Genomic DNA, 15,615 nt, shown 5'->3' with positions numbered 1-15,615 from the left:
GAAAGCTAGGTTATGGAATCCGTGTTGGTTGTAGTGCATCTCTTCCTGGCCATTGGTTTGGTCGGGTTGATCCTCATCCAGCACGGTAAAGGTGCCGACATGGGCGCTGCCTTCGGTTCCGGCGCATCGTCTTCGGTGTTCGGTTCGCGTGGGGCATCGAACTTCCTGAGCCGCACCACCGCCATCCTGGCTACGTTGTTTTTTGTCACCAGCCTTGCGCTTGCCGGTTTTGCGATGCGATCCGGTGACCAGGAAACGCTGATGGACAAAGCGCCGGCGGCCCAGACCGAGCCGACCGAGCAGAGTGCGTTACCGCCGAGCGATCTGCCAAACGTCCCAACAGAGACGTCGTCGGATCTTCCGAGCGCACCGATCACCGACATGCCGTCGGTGCCGGTACCCGCGGAATCGGTAGAGTCGACGCCCGCGCCGCAAACTACGGCACCGTCGCAAAGCGACGCGCCGAAGCCGGCCGAATAATTAAATAAAACTCGGTCGACAATCTGGTTCTCGCCGAAGTGGTGAAATTGGTAGACACGCTATCTTGAGGGGGTAGTGGCGCAAGCCGTGCCGGTTCGAGTCCGGCCTTCGGCACCATGTATGAACGGTATTGTGGGGGTACCTGCGATACCGTTTTTTTATGCCCGGAAAAAACACAAATAAGCTTTAAAAAACAAATACATACTATTGTGAATTTATTTGACTTTGGCACAACTCCGTGGCTATCCTTTGGCCCGACCCGAACGGCGGTAATTAACACAACCGGTGCTTGGGCTACCTACCAGGAGACAGCATCGTATGCTTGAAAATTACCTGCCTGTCCTGATCTTCATCGTTGTCGGTAGTGTGGTAGGCGCAGCGATGATCGGTCTGGGGTTCGTGTTATCGCCCCGCCGGCCGGACAGCGAAAAGAACTCTCCTTACGAATGCGGCTTCGAGGCATTCGAAGACTCCCGCATGAAATTCGACGTGCGCTACTACCTGGTAGCCATCCTGTTCATCATCTTCGATCTGGAAATAGCCTTTCTTTTCCCATGGGCAGTTGTCCTGGATCAGATCGGCATGGTCGGGTTTTGGGCGATGATGATTTTTCTCGGGATTCTCGTGGTCGGCTTCATCTATGAGTGGAAGAAGGGAGCGCTGGAGTGGGAATAGAGGGCGTTCTCGAAAAAGGTTTCGTCACCACGTCGCTCGACGGGGTGATCAACTGGGCGCGTACCGGTTCGATGTGGCCGATGACCTTCGGCCTGGCCTGTTGTGCTGTCGAAATGATGCATGCGGCGGCAGCACGTTATGACATCGACCGTTTCGGCATCATCTTCCGGCCCAGCCCGCGTCAGTCCGACGTCATGATCGTCGCGGGTACGCTGGTAAACAAGATGGCCCCGGCCTTGCGCAAGGTGTACGACCAGATGGCCGAACCGCGCTGGGTGATCTCGATGGGGTCATGCGCCAATGGCGGTGGCTATTACCACTACTCCTATTCGGTGGTCCGCGGCTGCGACCGCATTGTGCCGGTCGATGTGTATGTGCCGGGTTGCCCACCGACTGCCGAAGCCCTGTTGTGGGGCGTGTTGCAACTGCAAAACAAGATTCGACGCACGAATACGATTGCCCGTTAATCGTTGGAAATCGCATAACAATGACGCCAGATGAACGCCTGGACGAACTCGAGGAGGCGCTTGAGGAGCACCTCGAGGACTACGAAGACTGCTCGTGGCAACGCGCGTGCGGCGAACTGACGCTGACCGTACCGCGCGAGGTGCTGACGCCGGTCATGAAGCTGCTGCGCGAAAAACGCGCCTTGGCCTTCGAAGAATGCATCGACGTGTGCGGTGTCGACTACGCTGCTTACGGTAACTCCGAGTGGGTCACGCGTACCGCGGCCAACGCCGGTTTCAGTCGGGGTGTCGATCGCGAGGTGCCGGAGATGGATCCGGCCAACCGTTTCGCCGTGGTCTACCACCTGCTGTCGATTACCCACAACGTCCGCCTGCGCGTTAAGACCTTTCTCGACGCCGAACGGCCGATCGTCGATTCGGTGGTCGGCATCTGGGCCAGCGCCAACTGGTTCGAACGCGAGGCCTTCGACCTGTTCGGCATCATGTTCGCCGGCCATCCGGACCTGCGCCGCATCCTGACCGACTACGGCTTCATCGGTCACCCGTTCCGCAAGGACTTCCCGCTGATCGGCCAGGTCGAGATGCGTTACGACCCGGAGCAGGAGCGCGTGATCTACGAGCCGGTCAGCATCGAGCCACGCACGCTCGTACCGCGCGTGATCCGTGAAGACAGTCGCTACGAAGCCGGCTGGAAACCCGAAGAGCCGGCCGACGAGGATGCGGAATAAGCCATGGCGGAAATCAGAAACTACACGCTGAACTTCGGTCCGCAGCATCCGGCCGCGCACGGTGTGCTGCGCCTCGTGCTGGAGATGGACGGCGAGGTGATCGAGCGTGCCGACCCGCACGTCGGCCTGCTGCACCGCGCGACCGAGAAGCTCGCCGAGAGCAAACCGTACAACCAGTCGATCGGTTACATGGACCGTCTCGACTATGTCTCGATGATGTGCAACGAACACGGCTACGTGCGCGCCATCGAACAACTGCTGGGCGTCGAGGTGCCGATCCGGGCGCAGTACATCCGCACCATGTTCGACGAGATCACGCGCATCCTGAACCACCTGATGTGGTTGGGCACGCACGCACTCGACGTCGGCGCGATGACCATGTTCCTGTACTGCTTCCGCGAGCGCGAAGACCTGATGGACTGCTACGAGGCGGTCTCGGGCGCGCGCATGCACGCAACCTACTACCGCCCCGGCGGCGTGTACCGCGATCTGCCCGACGAGATGCCCAAATACGACACCGGGCAGTTCGGCAGCTCCGCAGAGGCCAAGCGACGCAATGCGGCGCGCGAAGGCTCACTGCTCGACTTCATCGAAGAGTTTATTGATCGCTTCCCCGGCTTGGTCGATGAATATGAAACCCTGTTGACCGACAACCGCATCTGGAAGCAGCGCACCGTCGGCATCGGCGTGGTGACGCCGGAACGCGCGATGCAACTCGGCTTTACCGGCCCGATGCTGCGCGGCTCCGGCATCGCATGGGATCTGCGCAAGAAGCAGCCCTATGCGGCCTACGATCAGGTCGACTTCGACATCCCGATCGGTACCAACGGAGATTGTTACGACCGCTACCTGGTGCGCGTCGAAGAGTTTCGCCAGTCGGCCCGCATCATCAAACAGTGTATTAAGTGGCTGCGCGAGAATCCCGGCCCGGTCATGCTGGACGATCACAAGATCACGCCGCCGAAGCGCGCCGACATGAAAGACGACATGGAGGCGTTGATCCATCACTTCAAGCTGTTTACCGAGGGTTATTGCCCGCCGCCCGGCGAGGCCTATGCCGCAGTCGAGGCGCCGAAGGGCGAGTTCGGCTGCTACATCGTGTCCGATGGTGCAAACAAGCCCTACCGTCTGAAAGTGCGCGCACCGGGCTTTCCGCACCTTGCCGCGATGGACGAGATGGCGCGTGGCCACATGCTGGCGGATGTCGTGGCGATCATCGGCACGATGGACATCGTATTTGGAGAGATCGACCGATGAGCAAAGTGGCAGACCGCGCTCTCGACTGCATTACTGTGTTGCACGCTTTTCTGCGCTGCTCATGTATCGCTTCATACACTGCGCCGCTCGAAATGCGTGCGCCTTGTACTGCTGGCGATATCTCTGTCTGCGAGGTGATCCGATGAGCATGCGCAGCGAACCGATGATCCGCGTCAACAAGTGCGAGGACAAGGACGCGCTGTTCACCGCCGAGGTGCGCGAGAAGATCGACGCCTGGGTGGCGAAGTATCCGGAAGGCTGGCAGCAGTCGGCCTGCATGGCGGCGCTGATGTATGTGCAGGATATGAACGGCGGCCACCTGACGCGTGAGCTGATGGATCAGGTTGCCGATTACCTCGACATGCCGCCGATCGCGGTCTATGAGGTGGCGACCTTCTATTCGATGTACGAGCACAAGCCGGTCGGTCGTCACAAGATCTGCCTGTGCACGAACGTCTCGTGCATGATCAACGGCTCCGACAATGTCCTCGAGCATCTGCGCAACCGTCTCGGCATCGGTTTCGGCGAGGTCACCACCGACGGCAAGTTCAGTCTGAAGGAAGTCGAGTGCCTGGGTGCCTGCGGCGGCGCGCCGATGATGCAGATCGGTCACACCTATTACGAGAATCTGACGCCCGAACTGGTCGATCAGATCCTGGACGGTCTGGAGTAAGTCGATGGCAAACGAAGTCTGCTTCCGCACACTGCACAAAGACCGGCCATGGCGCTTGGAAACCTACCAGGCGGAAGGCGGGTACGAGGCGCTCAAGAAGATCCTCAAAGAAAAGACCCCGCAGGAAGACATCATCGAGACGGTCAAGAAGTCGGGTCTGCGCGGACGTGGTGGGGCAGGTTTCCCGACCGGCCTGAAGTGGAGCTTCATCAACCGTACCGCACCGGGCGACAAGTATGTCGTGTGCAACTCGGATGAAGGCGAACCCGGCACGTTCAAGGATCGCGACATCCTGCGTTACAACCCGCACGCATTGATCGAAGGCATGATCATCTGCGGTTATGCGATTGGCGGGGTTGCCGGTTACAACTACATCCGTGGCGAGTTCTGGGAGCCGTACGAACGCTTCGAAGAGGCCTTGGCCGAAGCGCGCGAGGCGGGCCTGCTCGGCGAGAACATCCTCGGTAGCGGTTTCGACTTCGACATCCATACCCATCTCGGTGCCGGCGCCTACATCTGTGGCGAAGAGACCGCGCTGCTCGAATCGATCGAGGGCAAGAAAGGTCAGCCACGTTTCAAGCCGCCGTTTCCGGCGATGTTCGGCCTGTACGGTCGACCGACCGTGATCAACAACACCGAAACGCTGGCCTCGGTGCCCGACATCGTGCGCCAGGGCGCCGACTGGTTCCGTGAGATCGGCATCGAGAACAGCGGTGGCTGCAAACTGTTTTCGATCTCCGGCAATGTCGCCCGCCCGGGCAACTATGAGATCCCGATGGGTACGCCGTTTGCCGAGTTGCTGGAGATGGCCGGCGGCATGCGCGATGGCCGCCCACTCAAAGCGGTGATCCCCGGCGGTTCGTCGGCACCGGTATTGCCCGGCGCGATGATGATGGATCTGACCATGGACTACGACAGCATCGCCAAGGCGGGCTCGATGCTCGGTTCAGGCGCGGTCATCGTGATGGACGACAGCAACTGCATGGTCAAGGTGCTCGATCGCATCTCTTATTTCTACTACGAAGAATCCTGCGGCCAATGCACGCCGTGCCGCGAAGGCACCGGCTGGATGCATCGGGTCGTCAATCGCATAGAGCACGGCAAGGGCAGCAACGAAGACCTCGACCTGCTCGATGATGTCGCGAAGAAGATCATGGGCCGTACGATCTGCGCGCTGGGTGATGCCGCGGCCATGCCGGTTGCCGGTTTCATCAAGCATTTCCGCGACGAATTCCAGTATCACATCGATAACAAGAAGTGCATGGTGTAAGCCGCATGTCCGACGATAAAACCATCACCATCGAAGTCGACGGCCAGAAGCTCGAGGCGCAGCCCGGGCAGATGCTGATCGAGGTGACCGACGCTGCCGGCATCGGCGTGCCGCGTTTCTGTTATCACAAGCACCTGTCGGTCGCGGCCAACTGCCGCATGTGCCTTGTCGAGGTGGAAAAAGCGCCCAAGCCGCTGCCTGCGTGCGCAACGCCGGTCATGGACGGCATGAAGGTGTTCACCCGCTCGCCGCTGGCGCGTGAGGCGCAGAAGGGCACGATGGAGTTCCTGCTGATCAACCATCCGCTCGATTGCCCGATCTGCGACCAGGGCGGCGAGTGCGAGTTGCAGGACGTCGCGATGGGCTATGGCGGGGATGTCTCGCGCTACAGCGAAGGCAAACGCGTGGTGCGCGACGAGAACCTCGGCCCGCTGATCGCCACCGACATGACCCGCTGCATCCATTGCACGCGTTGCGTACGTTTCGGTGGAGAGATCGCCGGCCTGCGCGAACTCGGCGCGACCGGTCGCGGCGAACACATGCGCATCGGCCTGTATATCGAACACAGTGTTGGCTCCGAACTGTCGGGTAACGTCATCGACCTTTGCCCGGTCGGTGCATTGACGGCCAAGCCATCGCGTTTCAATGCGCGTGCCTGGGAGCTGACCGAGCACGACGGCATCGCGCCGCACGACGGACTGGGTAGCAACTTGCGCATCCATGTGCGTCGCAACCAGGTGATTCGCGCCGTGCCGCGTGAGAACGAGGCGATCAATCAAACCTGGCTGTCCGACCGCGACCGCTTCAGTTATCAGGGCCTGTACAGCAAAGACCGGCTGCTCAAGCCGATGGTGCGCGACAACGGCAAGCTGGTCGAATCAGACTGGCAACCGGCGCTGCAAGCGGCGGCGAAGGCGTTGAAAGAAGCAGGTGGCGATGCACTCGGTTGCCTCGTCTCGCCTAGCGCAACGCTCGAAGAACAGTATCTTGCCGCCAAGCTCACCCGTGGGCTCGGTAGCAACAACATCGATCATCGGCTGCGCCAGAGCGATTTTCGCGGCGACGCTGCCGACCCGACGCTGCCCTGGTTGGGCCAGCCGATCGCCGCTCTGGCCGACAACGATGCCACCCTGCTGGTCGGCTCGTGGCTGCGCAAGGATCAGCCGATGCTGAACCATCGCGTGCGTCAGTCGTTCATCGAGGGCGGCGAGGTCATGGCGATCAACCCGGTGGCCTACGACTTCAACTACGACCTGAGCGTCGACGTGGTCTGCGCGCCATCGGCCATGGTGAGCGAGCTGGCCGGCGTCGCGGCCGCGCTGGGGGCTAATACCCTGGGTATCAGCGTTGAACCGGATCAGGCGCACACGGCTATTGCGGAGTCACTGAAGAAGGCCGAGAAGGGCAGCGTGCTGCTCGGCACGGCCGCGATGATGCATCCGGACTTCGCCGTTCTACGCGCGCTCGCAGCCGGCATCGCCGAGGCTGCCGGCGTGAGCTATGGCATTGTCGGCCTGGGCGCCAATGATTGCGGTGCCTGGATGGCCGGTGCCGTCCCTCACCGCGGCGCAGGCGGTGCGGCAGTCGAAAGTCCCGGCCTCAACGTACAGGCGATGCTGCAACAGCCGCGCTCCACCTATCTGACCGTCGGTTTCGAGCCGGAGATGGACGCCGCCGATCCCTCGCTGATGGCCAATGCATTCGGTAATGCCAAGGTGGTCGCCTTGAGCAGCTATCTCACGCCGTGGCTCGAAGCGCATGCGGATATCGTGCTGCCGACTGCCGCGTTCGCCGAAACATCCGGCACGTTCATGAACATTGAAGGGAAGCTGCAGAGCTTCCAGGGCGTCGCGCCGCCGCAGGGTGAGGCGCGCCCGGCGTGGAAGGTGTTGCGCGTGCTGGGCAACCTCGCCGATGTCGACGGTTTCGATCATGCCGATTCGCAGCAGGTGTGTGACGAGATCATGGCGTGTTGCCGCGAGCTCGAACCTTCGAATGGATTGGGTAAAACCAATGCCTCGCCGCAACTGCACAGCGGCGACTGGGAGCGCATCGGCGGTGTGCCGATGTACGCGGCCGATGCCGTCACGCGACGTGCACATGCGCTGCAGACCACGCCGGATGCATGGGGCAGCACCGTGCATCTCAACACGGCCGCGGCACAAACCCTGAATGTGGATAGCGCGTCGAAGCTGCGTGTGCGCCAGGCGGAACACAGTGCCGACTTCGGCGTGTGCATCGACGACACGGTGCCGGACGGTTGCGTCTGGCTACCGACGGCCGTGCCCGGCACCGAGTTGCTCGGCCTGGGTTTCGGCGTGGTTTCGGTGGAGAAGGCGTAACAGATGAATATGGTCATAGATATCTGGACAAGCCTGCCGATCGTCGTGCAGATCATGCTGAAGATCGTCGCGATCATGCTGCCGTTGATGCTGCTGGTCGCCTACTACACCTACGCCGAACGTAAGATCATCGGCGCCATGCAGGTGCGCAACGGCCCCAACCGGGTCGGATTCTTCGGTTTCCGCCTGCTGGGCCTGGGTCAGCCGATCGCCGATGCGGTCAAGCTGATGTTCAAAGAGATCATCATCCCGACCGGCGCCAACAAGCTGCTGTTCCTGATCGCACCGATGTTGTCGATCGGTCCGGCGCTCGCTGCGTGGGCGGTGTTCCCGTTCGATGCCGGCATCGTGCTGGCAGACATCAATGCCGGCCTGTTGTACATCCTGGCGATGACCTCGTTGGGTGTCTACGGCGTGATCATCGCCGGCTGGGCATCCAACTCGAAGTACGCGTTTCTGGGTTCGATCCGTTCGGCGGCGCAGATCGTGTCGTATGAAATCGCGATGGGATTCGCGCTGGTCGGCGTATTGGTCGCCGCCGGCAGCCTGAACCTCGGTGACATCGTGATGGCGCAGGACGGCAGTGCGCTGCACTGGTTCTGGCTGCCGTTGTTGCCGCTGTTCCTGGTCTACTTCATCTCGGGTGTTGCCGAAACCAACCGGGCACCGTTCGACGTCGCCGAAGGCGAGTCCGAGATCGTCGCTGGTTTCCACGTCGAATATTCGGGCATGACCTTCGCGGTGTTCTTCCTCGCCGAATACGCCAACATGATCCTGATCTCGGCGCTGAGTGCGCTGATGTTCCTCGGTGGCTGGCTGTCGCCGCTGCCGGATGCCTGGTCGGACGGTGTCTTCCTGCTCGACGACGGCTTCCATTGGCTGCTGATCAAGACCTTCTTCTTCATGTTCCTGTTCCTGTGGTTCCGTGCCACCTTCCCGCGCTATCGCTACGACCAGATCATGCGGTTGGGTTGGAAGGTCTTCATCCCGATCACGATCGTCTGGATCGTCGTGGTCGCAGCGATGAAGGTCGGCAAGATGCCCTGGTGGTTTAGCTGAGGCCCCTGCGATGAAAGCCATTTCCAACTACATCCGCAGCCTGTTTCTGTTTGAACTGCTCAAGGGTTTGAGTCTGACCGGGCGTTACTTCTTTGCCCACAAGTTCACCCTGCAGTATCCGGAACAGAAGGCCCCGGTCTCGCCGCGCTTCCGCGGCCTGCACGCCTTGCGTCGCTATCCGAACGGTGAAGAGCGCTGCATCGCCTGCAAACTGTGCGAGGCAGTCTGCCCGGCGCTGGCGATCACGATCGAGGCCGAGCCGCGTGACGACGGTTCACGTCGTACCACGCGTTACGACATCGACCTGTTCAAGTGCATCTACTGTGGATTCTGCGAAGAGTCGTGCCCGGTGGATTCGATCGTTGAGACACGGGTCTACGAATACCATTTTGAGAACCGCGGCGAGCAGATCATGACCAAGCAGAAGCTGCTCGAGATCGGTGATCAGTACGAACAACAACTGGCGGCCGACCGGGCTGCGCAGGCCAACGTGCGCTGACCCGGAGAGCAGATCGATATGACTTTCGAGAAATTTCTGTTTTATGTGTTTGCCGCGTTCCTGGTGTTCGCCGCCTTTATGGTGATCACCCGCAAGAACCCGGTGCACTCCGCCTTGTTTCTGGTGCTGGCGTTCTTTAACAGCGCCGGCCTGTGGATGCTGGCTGAGGCCGAGTTCCTCGCGATTGCCCTGGTGCTGGTGTACGTCGGCGCGGTCATGGTGCTGTTCCTGTTCGTCGTCATGATGCTCGACATCAACATCGCCGAGTTGCGTGCAGGGTTCGTGCGCAATGCGCCGGTCGCGATCCTGGTTGCGCTGGCGATGGTCGTGGAACTGATCATGGTGGTCGGTCCGACCCGTTTCGGCCTCGAGTCGATGCCGTCGCCTGCGGCCAAGCCGGCTGGATACAGCAACACCGAAGAGCTTGGTATGGCACTGTTCACCGAACACCTGTACGCCTTCGAGATCGCTGCGGTGATCCTGCTGGTCGGCATCATCGCCGCAATTGGCTTGACGATGCGCAAGCGGCCCGAGACCAAGTACCAGGATGTGTCGAAGCAGGTCGTGGTCAAGGCCAAAGATCGCTTGCGGATCATCAAAATGGATGCGGAGGAAAAAGCGTGATGCGCACCTCCATTCAACGGATCTTTTGTCCGATTTCGGCGTTACGCGGTGCTCGCTCCTTCGCCTATCTCAATGAGTTGTCTGCGTCACTGCGCGCCATGCGCCTTGCACTCGGACAAAATCTCCATTCATTGGAGGCGCCCCTATGATTGCTCTATCCGACTACCTGATCGTCGGTGCGATCCTGTTCTCGTTGAGCGTGGCCGGTATCTTCCTGAACCGCAAAAACGTGATCCTGCTGCTGATGTGCATCGAACTGATGCTGCTCGCGGTCAATATCAACTTCATCGCCTTCTCGCATTTCCTCGGTGACGCGGCAGGGCAGGTGTTCGTCTTCTTCATTCTGACCGTGGCGGCGGCCGAGGCGGCCATCGGTCTGGCGATCCTGGTGGTGCTGTTCCGTAGCAGACAGACCATCAACGTCGCCGATCTGGATACCTTGAAGGGCTAGAGATGGAAGCGATCCTACTCACCATCGTTCTCGCGCCCCTGGTTGGCGCACTCATCGCCGGCCTGTTCCGCAACCAGATCGGCAAGGCCGGCGCGCACAGCGTCACCATCCTCGGTGTCGGCATTGCCTGTGCGTTGTCGATGTACGTGCTGTGGCAGCATGCCTTTAACGATGCGCCGGTGTACAACGAAACGGTCTACACCTGGCTGGTCACCGACGGCCTGCGCATGGAGATCGGCTTTCTGATCGATTCGCTCACCGCGATGATGATGGCGGTCGTCACCTTCGTGTCGTTGATGGTGCACATCTACACGATCGGCTACATGGCGCACGAAGAGGGTTACCAGCGTTTCTTCAGCTACATCGCGCTGTTCACCTTCTCGATGCTGATGCTGGTCATGTCGAACAACTTCCTGCAGTTGTTCTTCGGCTGGGAGGCGGTCGGTCTGGTGTCGTACCTGCTGATCGGTTTCTACTTCAAGAAAGAGACGGCGATCTTCGCCAACATGAAGGCCTTCCTGGTTAACCGCGTCGGTGACTTCGGCTTCATCCTCGGCATTGCCGCTGTGGCGATGTATTTCAACAGCCTCGACTACGCCACGGTGTTCAACAAGGCCCCGCAGCTGGCCGATGCCACGATCAACATCTGGGGTGACAGCGGTTGGTCGCTGATGACCGTGACATGCATCCTGCTGTTCATCGGCGCCATGGGTAAATCGGCGCAGGTGCCATTGCACGTGTGGCTGCCGGACTCGATGGAAGGCCCGACACCGATCTCGGCGCTGATCCATGCCGCGACCATGGTTACCGCCGGTATCTTCATGGTCGCCCGCATGTCGCCGCTGTACGAACTGTCGGAGACCGCGCTGACCTTCGTTTTGGTGATCGGTGCGACCACGGCCTTCTTCATGGGCCTGATTGGCATCGTGCAGAACGACATCAAGCGCGTCGTCGCGTACTCGACGCTGTCGCAGCTCGGCTACATGGTTGCTGCGTTGGGTGCCTCGGCCTATGCGGCCGGCCTGTTCCATCTGATGACGCATGCCTTCTTCAAGGCGCTGCTGTTCCTTGCGGCGGGTTCGGTGATTATCGGCATGCATCACGATCAGGACATCCGCAACATGGGCGGCGTGCGCAAGTACATGCCGATCACCCACTGGACAGCACTGCTCGGTTCGCTGGCGTTGATCGGCTTCCCCGGCTTCTCCGGCTTCTTCTCGAAAGATGCCATCATCGAAGCGGTCCACCATTCGCAAATCGCGGGTGCCGGCTATGCCTATGCGCTGCTGGTCGCCGGCGTCTTCGTGACTGCCTTGTACAGCTTCCGCATGTACTTCCTCGTTTTCCACGGCGAAGGCCCGCGTGACGAGCACGCCAAGGAACACCTGCGCGAATCTCCCGGCGTGGTGACCGTGCCGCTGATCCTGCTGGCCATTCCGTCGGTGGTGATCGGTTATTTCACGGTCGGCCCGATGGTGTTCGGCGACTATTTCGACGGCGTGCTGACCGTGGCGGCGGTGCATGACACGCTCGGACAGATCGATTTCCATGGCGCCTTCGGTTTCATGACGCATGCCTTCTTCACCTTGCCGCTGTACTTGGCGCTGGGCGGTCTCGCACTGGCTTGGTTCATCTATACGGTCAAACCTGAGATTGCACGCAACCTGGCGATCAAGTTCGATTGGGCGCATTTCATTCTCGATCGCAAGTACGGATTCGACGAATTCAACCAGGCGGTATTCGCCGGCGGCAGCAAGCTGCTCGGCAAGTTCCTGTGGCTGGTCGGCGATCGTGCGGTGATCGACGGTCTGGCGGTGAACGGTTCGGCCCACTCGGTCGGCAAGCTGGCCATGGTGGTGCGCTACCTGCAGACCGGCATGCTGTACCACTACGCGATGGCGATCATCGTCGGGTTGTTGTTGCTGCTGGGCTGGTTCGTGTTGCGCGCCTGATGGGCCGTGGTGACTGAAAAGGGCAGAGTGATCGGGCAGGGCGGCTAAGCGCCGACGATCGACGGGACGAGAGAACAGAGAAACATGACTGCAGATTGGCCGATTCTCAGCACGGTGATTTGGCTCCCGATCATAGGTGGGGCCTTTGTGCTCGCCAGCGGCGACAAGGCGCCCAAAGTGTCGCGTTGGCTGGCGTTGATCTTCGCCGTCGCCACCTTCCTGCTCAGCATCCCGCTGTACACCGGTTTCGACGCCGGCACGGCGCAGATGCAGTTCGTCGAGCACACGCCATGGATTCCGACGTTCGATGTCTATTACTACCTCGGCGTGGACGGCATCTCGATGCCGTTGATCCTGCTGACCACCTTCATCTCGATTCTCGTGGTGATCGCCGGTTGGGAAGTGATCCAGTACAAGCCGTCGCAGTACATGGCGGCCTTCCTGATCATGGAAGGCGTGATGGTGGGCGTGTTCGCCGCGCTCGATGCGATGTTGTTCTATGTATTCTGGGAAGCCATGCTGATCCCGATGTTCATCATCATCGGCGTGTGGGGCGGGCCGAACCGGGTGTACGCCACGATCAAGTTCTTCCTGTACACCTTCCTCGGCTCGGTGTTCATGTTGGTCGCCTTGATCTACATGTACTTCAAGAGTGGCTCGATGGAGATCCTGGCGTTCCACGATCTGAAGCTGGGTCTGACCGAGCAGGTGCTGATTTTCGTCGCCTTCCTGTTGGCGTTCGCCGTGAAGGTGCCGATGTGGCCGGTGCATACCTGGTTGCCCGATGCCCACGTCGAGGCGCCCACCGGCGGCTCGGTGATCCTGGCGGCGATCATGCTGAAGATCGGCGGTTACGGCTTCTTACGCTTCAGCCTGCCGATCACACCCGATGCCAGCAACGAACTCGATTGGCTGATCATCACGATGTCGCTGGTCGCCGTCGTCTATATCGGCTTTGTCGCGCTGGTGCAGCAAGATATGAAAAAGCTCATCGCGTACTCGTCGATTGCGCACATGGGTTTCGTCACCCTCGGTTTCTTCATCGCCTTCATCATCATGTCGCGCAGCGATGTCGACAGCGGCGCGGTGCTCGGCATGCAGGGCGGCATGGTGCAGATGGTGTCGCATGGCTTCATCTCGGCGGCGATGTTCCTGTGTGTCGGCGTGTTGTACGACCGCCTGCACAGTCGCGAGATCAACGACTACGGCGGCGTCGTCAACGTGATGCCGTGGTTTGCGGCGTTCATGGTGTTCTTCGCGATGGCCAACGCGGGTCTGCCGGGCACGTCCGGCTTCGTCGGCGAATTCATGGTGATCATCGCCAGCTTCCGCGCCGATTTCTGGTTCGCCTTGCTGGCCGCGACCACGCTGATCGTCGGCGCGGCCTACACCCTGTGGATGGTCAAGCGCGTGGTGTATGGCGAGGTCGGATCCGACAAGGTCGCCGCACTGCAGGACATCAACAAGCGCGAGGCCCTGGTGCTGACGTCGCTTGCCGCCGCGGTGCTGGTGCTCGGTATCTGGCCGGCGCCGCTGATCGAGGTGATGGACGAGTCGATCGTCAACCTCGTCAAGCACATCGCTGTGACCAAACTTTGAACCTTCTGTCGGAACGGTCCTGATTCGGTAAAACCGCATGGAATACAACTTCGCTGCAATGCAACCCGCGCTACCAGAGATCTTTCTGCTCAGCGCCACCTGCGCGCTACTCGTGATCGACCTGTTCCTGTCCGAGCGCACCCGGTTGCTGACTTATGGCCTGGCGATCGCCACGCTGATCGGCACCATCGCCCTGGTGCAGTTCGGTGCCAGCGCGGATACTGCCTATCTGTTTGACGGCAGCTTCGTGCGCGACCCGATGTCCGATGTGCTCAAGACCGGTCTGCTGCTGATCTCGCTATTTGCGTTCGTCTATGCCAAGGATTATCTGCGCGCGCTCGGCATGCTGCGCGGCGAATACTATGTTCTGGGCCTGTTTGCCGTGCTCGGCATGATGGTCATGATCTCGGCCAACAGCTTCCTTACTGTGTACCTCGGCCTCGAATTGCTGGCGCTGTGCCTGTACGCGCTGGTCGCGTTCAACCGCGAATCGACCGGCGGGGCAGAGGCGGCCATGAAGTATTTCGTACTCGGCGCGCTGGCCTCGGGCATGCTGTTGTACGGCATCTCGATGCTGTACGGCGCGACCGGCAAACTGCAGTTCCCCGAGGTGGCCGCAGTGATCGCCGCCGGCGGCGCCGACACCACGGTGCTTGTCTTCGGGCTGGTGTTCGTCGTGATCGGTGTGTCGTTCAAGTTCGGCGCCGTGCCGTTTCATATGTGGGTGCCGGACGTGTACCACGGTGCCCCGACCGCGGTGACCCTGTTCCTGGGCAGCGCCCCCAAGATCGCTGCGTTCGCCCTGGCGATGCGCCTGCTGGTCGACGGCTTGGGCGGCCTGCTGGTGCAGTGGCAAGACATGCTGATCATCCTGTCAATTCTGTCGCTGGCGCTCGGCAACCTGGTCGCCATCGCGCAGACCAATATCAAGCGTATGCTGGCCTACTCGACGATTTCGCACGTCGGCTTCATCTTCCTCGGGCTGCTGGCCGGCAACGACAAGGGCTTTTCGGCCGCAATGTTCTACGCGATCGTCTACGCGCTGACCGCCGCCGGCGGTTTCGGTGTCGTCGCGATGCTCAGCCGCAAGGGCTTCGATGCCGAAAACATCCACGATCTCAAGGGCCTGAACGAACGTAGCCCCTGGCTGGCGTTCATGATGATGCTGATCCTGTTCTCGATGGCCGGTGTGCCGCCGACGGTCGGCTTCTTCGCCAAGCTGTTCGTGCTCGACGCCGTCATTTCCATCGACCTGGTGTGGTTGGCCGGCGTGGCGGTGTTCTTCTCGATCATCGGTGCCTTCTACTACCTACGCGCCGTCAAGGTCATGTATTTCGACAAGCCAATCGATACCGCGCCGCTGGCCTCGTCTATGGACACCCGCGTCATGATGTCGATCAATGGTTTGGCTGTACTCGGCTTCGGCCTGTTCCCGGCCGGTCTGCTCGCCGTGTGTCAAGCGGCGTTCGCCTCCTGACACTGACCCTGTACTGAACAATAATTGTCATCTGGGCTTGAAGCGAGGCGGCTTCATCCGTA

Annotated in this window: 15 protein-coding genes and 1 tRNA gene; all 16 read left to right on the top strand. The window is 60.6% G+C overall.

Translation table 11 applies throughout. From position 1 onward, the window contains the following. Positions 1 to 12: 12 nt before the first annotated feature. The 16 genes from secG (at position 13) to nuoN (ending at position 15,553) form a co-directional block, all read left to right on the top strand. Positions 13 to 480, top strand: a complete 468-nt coding sequence (gene secG, locus B1781_RS15575; protein ID WP_078120537.1) for a preprotein translocase subunit SecG — start codon at positions 13 to 15, stop codon at positions 478 to 480. A 32-nt stretch (positions 481 to 512) separates the two neighbouring features. Then, positions 513 to 597, top strand: a tRNA-Leu gene (locus B1781_RS15570). 201 nt (positions 598 to 798) lie between these two features. Then, on the top strand, positions 799 to 1,155 hold the full coding sequence (locus tag B1781_RS15565) for an NADH-quinone oxidoreductase subunit A (protein WP_078120536.1): 357 nt from the start codon (positions 799 to 801) through the stop codon (positions 1,153 to 1,155). After that, a complete protein-coding gene (locus B1781_RS15560) occupies positions 1,146 to 1,622 on the top strand; it encodes a NuoB/complex I 20 kDa subunit family protein (protein ID WP_078120535.1) in 477 nt (158 codons plus the stop codon). Before B1781_RS15565 ends, B1781_RS15560 begins: the two co-directional genes overlap by 10 nt. Before the next feature lie 20 nt (positions 1,623 to 1,642). After that, positions 1,643 to 2,350, top strand: coding sequence for an NADH-quinone oxidoreductase subunit C (locus B1781_RS15555; protein ID WP_078120534.1), 708 nt, complete (start codon positions 1,643 to 1,645; stop codon positions 2,348 to 2,350). Between the two features lie 3 nt (positions 2,351 to 2,353). Further along, a complete protein-coding gene (locus B1781_RS15550) occupies positions 2,354 to 3,607 on the top strand; it encodes an NADH-quinone oxidoreductase subunit D (RefSeq protein ID WP_078120533.1) in 1,254 nt (417 codons plus the stop codon). A 142-nt stretch (positions 3,608 to 3,749) separates the two neighbouring features. Further along, positions 3,750 to 4,280: an NADH-quinone oxidoreductase subunit NuoE family protein gene (locus B1781_RS15545; RefSeq protein ID WP_078120532.1), complete on the top strand. Its 531-nt coding sequence runs from the start codon at positions 3,750 to 3,752 to the stop codon at positions 4,278 to 4,280. A 4-nt stretch (positions 4,281 to 4,284) separates the two neighbouring features. Then, positions 4,285 to 5,550 carry an NADH-quinone oxidoreductase subunit NuoF gene (gene nuoF / locus B1781_RS15540; RefSeq protein ID WP_078120531.1) on the top strand — a complete coding sequence of 422 codons (1,266 nt, stop codon included), beginning with the start codon at positions 4,285 to 4,287 and terminating at the stop codon, positions 5,548 to 5,550. Positions 5,551 to 5,555: 5 nt separating this feature from the next. Further along, positions 5,556 to 7,892 (top strand): NADH-quinone oxidoreductase subunit NuoG, encoded by a 2,337-nt coding sequence (gene nuoG / locus B1781_RS15535; RefSeq protein WP_078120530.1) that lies wholly within the window; start codon positions 5,556 to 5,558, stop codon positions 7,890 to 7,892. A 3-nt stretch (positions 7,893 to 7,895) separates the two neighbouring features. Next, positions 7,896 to 8,951, top strand: a complete 1,056-nt coding sequence (gene nuoH / locus B1781_RS15530) for an NADH-quinone oxidoreductase subunit NuoH (RefSeq protein WP_078120529.1) — start codon at positions 7,896 to 7,898, stop codon at positions 8,949 to 8,951. A gap of 10 nt (positions 8,952 to 8,961) precedes the next feature. Next, on the top strand, positions 8,962 to 9,450 hold the full coding sequence (gene nuoI / locus B1781_RS15525; RefSeq protein WP_078120528.1) for an NADH-quinone oxidoreductase subunit NuoI: 489 nt from the start codon (positions 8,962 to 8,964) through the stop codon (positions 9,448 to 9,450). 18 nt (positions 9,451 to 9,468) lie between these two features. After that, a complete protein-coding gene (locus B1781_RS15520; RefSeq protein WP_078120527.1) occupies positions 9,469 to 10,074 on the top strand; it encodes an NADH-quinone oxidoreductase subunit J in 606 nt (201 codons plus the stop codon). A gap of 145 nt (positions 10,075 to 10,219) precedes the next feature. Beyond that, entirely contained in the window at positions 10,220 to 10,525 is a 306-nt protein-coding gene (nuoK, locus tag B1781_RS15515) for an NADH-quinone oxidoreductase subunit NuoK (protein ID WP_078120526.1), read from the top strand. A gap of 2 nt (positions 10,526 to 10,527) precedes the next feature. Continuing rightward, entirely contained in the window at positions 10,528 to 12,477 is a 1,950-nt protein-coding gene (gene nuoL / locus B1781_RS15510; protein ID WP_078120525.1) for an NADH-quinone oxidoreductase subunit L, read from the top strand. A gap of 84 nt (positions 12,478 to 12,561) precedes the next feature. After that, positions 12,562 to 14,076, top strand: coding sequence for an NADH-quinone oxidoreductase subunit M (locus B1781_RS15505; protein ID WP_078120524.1), 1,515 nt, complete (start codon positions 12,562 to 12,564; stop codon positions 14,074 to 14,076). Between the two features lie 37 nt (positions 14,077 to 14,113). After that, on the top strand, positions 14,114 to 15,553 hold the full coding sequence (gene nuoN / locus B1781_RS15500; protein WP_078120523.1) for an NADH-quinone oxidoreductase subunit NuoN: 1,440 nt from the start codon (positions 14,114 to 14,116) through the stop codon (positions 15,551 to 15,553). Positions 15,554 to 15,615 lie beyond the last annotated feature (62 nt).

The organism is Thiosocius teredinicola (genome assembly GCF_002009425.1).
Classification (GTDB): Bacteria; Pseudomonadota; Gammaproteobacteria; order Chromatiales; family Chromatiaceae; genus Thiosocius; species Thiosocius teredinicola.
Note: the sequence above shows the minus strand (reverse complement) of the source record. Positions and strands in the feature narration are given on the sequence as shown.

What these genes read in the sequence shown, in the direction of transcription:
- secG (WP_078120537.1), top strand. Translation starts at nt 13, where the DNA reads ATGGAATCCGTGTTGGTTGTAGTGCATCTCTTCCTGGCCATTGGTTTG.
- B1781_RS15565 (WP_078120536.1), top strand. Translation starts at nt 799, where the DNA reads ATGCTTGAAAATTACCTGCCTGTCCTGATCTTCATCGTTGTCGGTAGT.
- B1781_RS15555 (WP_078120534.1), top strand. Translation starts at nt 1,643, where the DNA reads ATGACGCCAGATGAACGCCTGGACGAACTCGAGGAGGCGCTTGAGGAG.
- B1781_RS15550 (WP_078120533.1), top strand. Translation starts at nt 2,354, where the DNA reads ATGGCGGAAATCAGAAACTACACGCTGAACTTCGGTCCGCAGCATCCG.
- B1781_RS15545 (WP_078120532.1), top strand. Translation starts at nt 3,750, where the DNA reads ATGAGCATGCGCAGCGAACCGATGATCCGCGTCAACAAGTGCGAGGAC.
- nuoF (WP_078120531.1), top strand. Translation starts at nt 4,285, where the DNA reads ATGGCAAACGAAGTCTGCTTCCGCACACTGCACAAAGACCGGCCATGG.
- nuoG (WP_078120530.1), top strand. Translation starts at nt 5,556, where the DNA reads ATGTCCGACGATAAAACCATCACCATCGAAGTCGACGGCCAGAAGCTC.
- nuoH (WP_078120529.1), top strand. Translation starts at nt 7,896, where the DNA reads ATGAATATGGTCATAGATATCTGGACAAGCCTGCCGATCGTCGTGCAG.
- nuoI (WP_078120528.1), top strand. Translation starts at nt 8,962, where the DNA reads ATGAAAGCCATTTCCAACTACATCCGCAGCCTGTTTCTGTTTGAACTG.
- B1781_RS15520 (WP_078120527.1), top strand. Translation starts at nt 9,469, where the DNA reads ATGACTTTCGAGAAATTTCTGTTTTATGTGTTTGCCGCGTTCCTGGTG.
- nuoK (WP_078120526.1), top strand. Translation starts at nt 10,220, where the DNA reads ATGATTGCTCTATCCGACTACCTGATCGTCGGTGCGATCCTGTTCTCG.
- nuoL (WP_078120525.1), top strand. Translation starts at nt 10,528, where the DNA reads ATGGAAGCGATCCTACTCACCATCGTTCTCGCGCCCCTGGTTGGCGCA.
- B1781_RS15505 (WP_078120524.1), top strand. Translation starts at nt 12,562, where the DNA reads ATGACTGCAGATTGGCCGATTCTCAGCACGGTGATTTGGCTCCCGATC.
- nuoN (WP_078120523.1), top strand. Translation starts at nt 14,114, where the DNA reads ATGGAATACAACTTCGCTGCAATGCAACCCGCGCTACCAGAGATCTTT.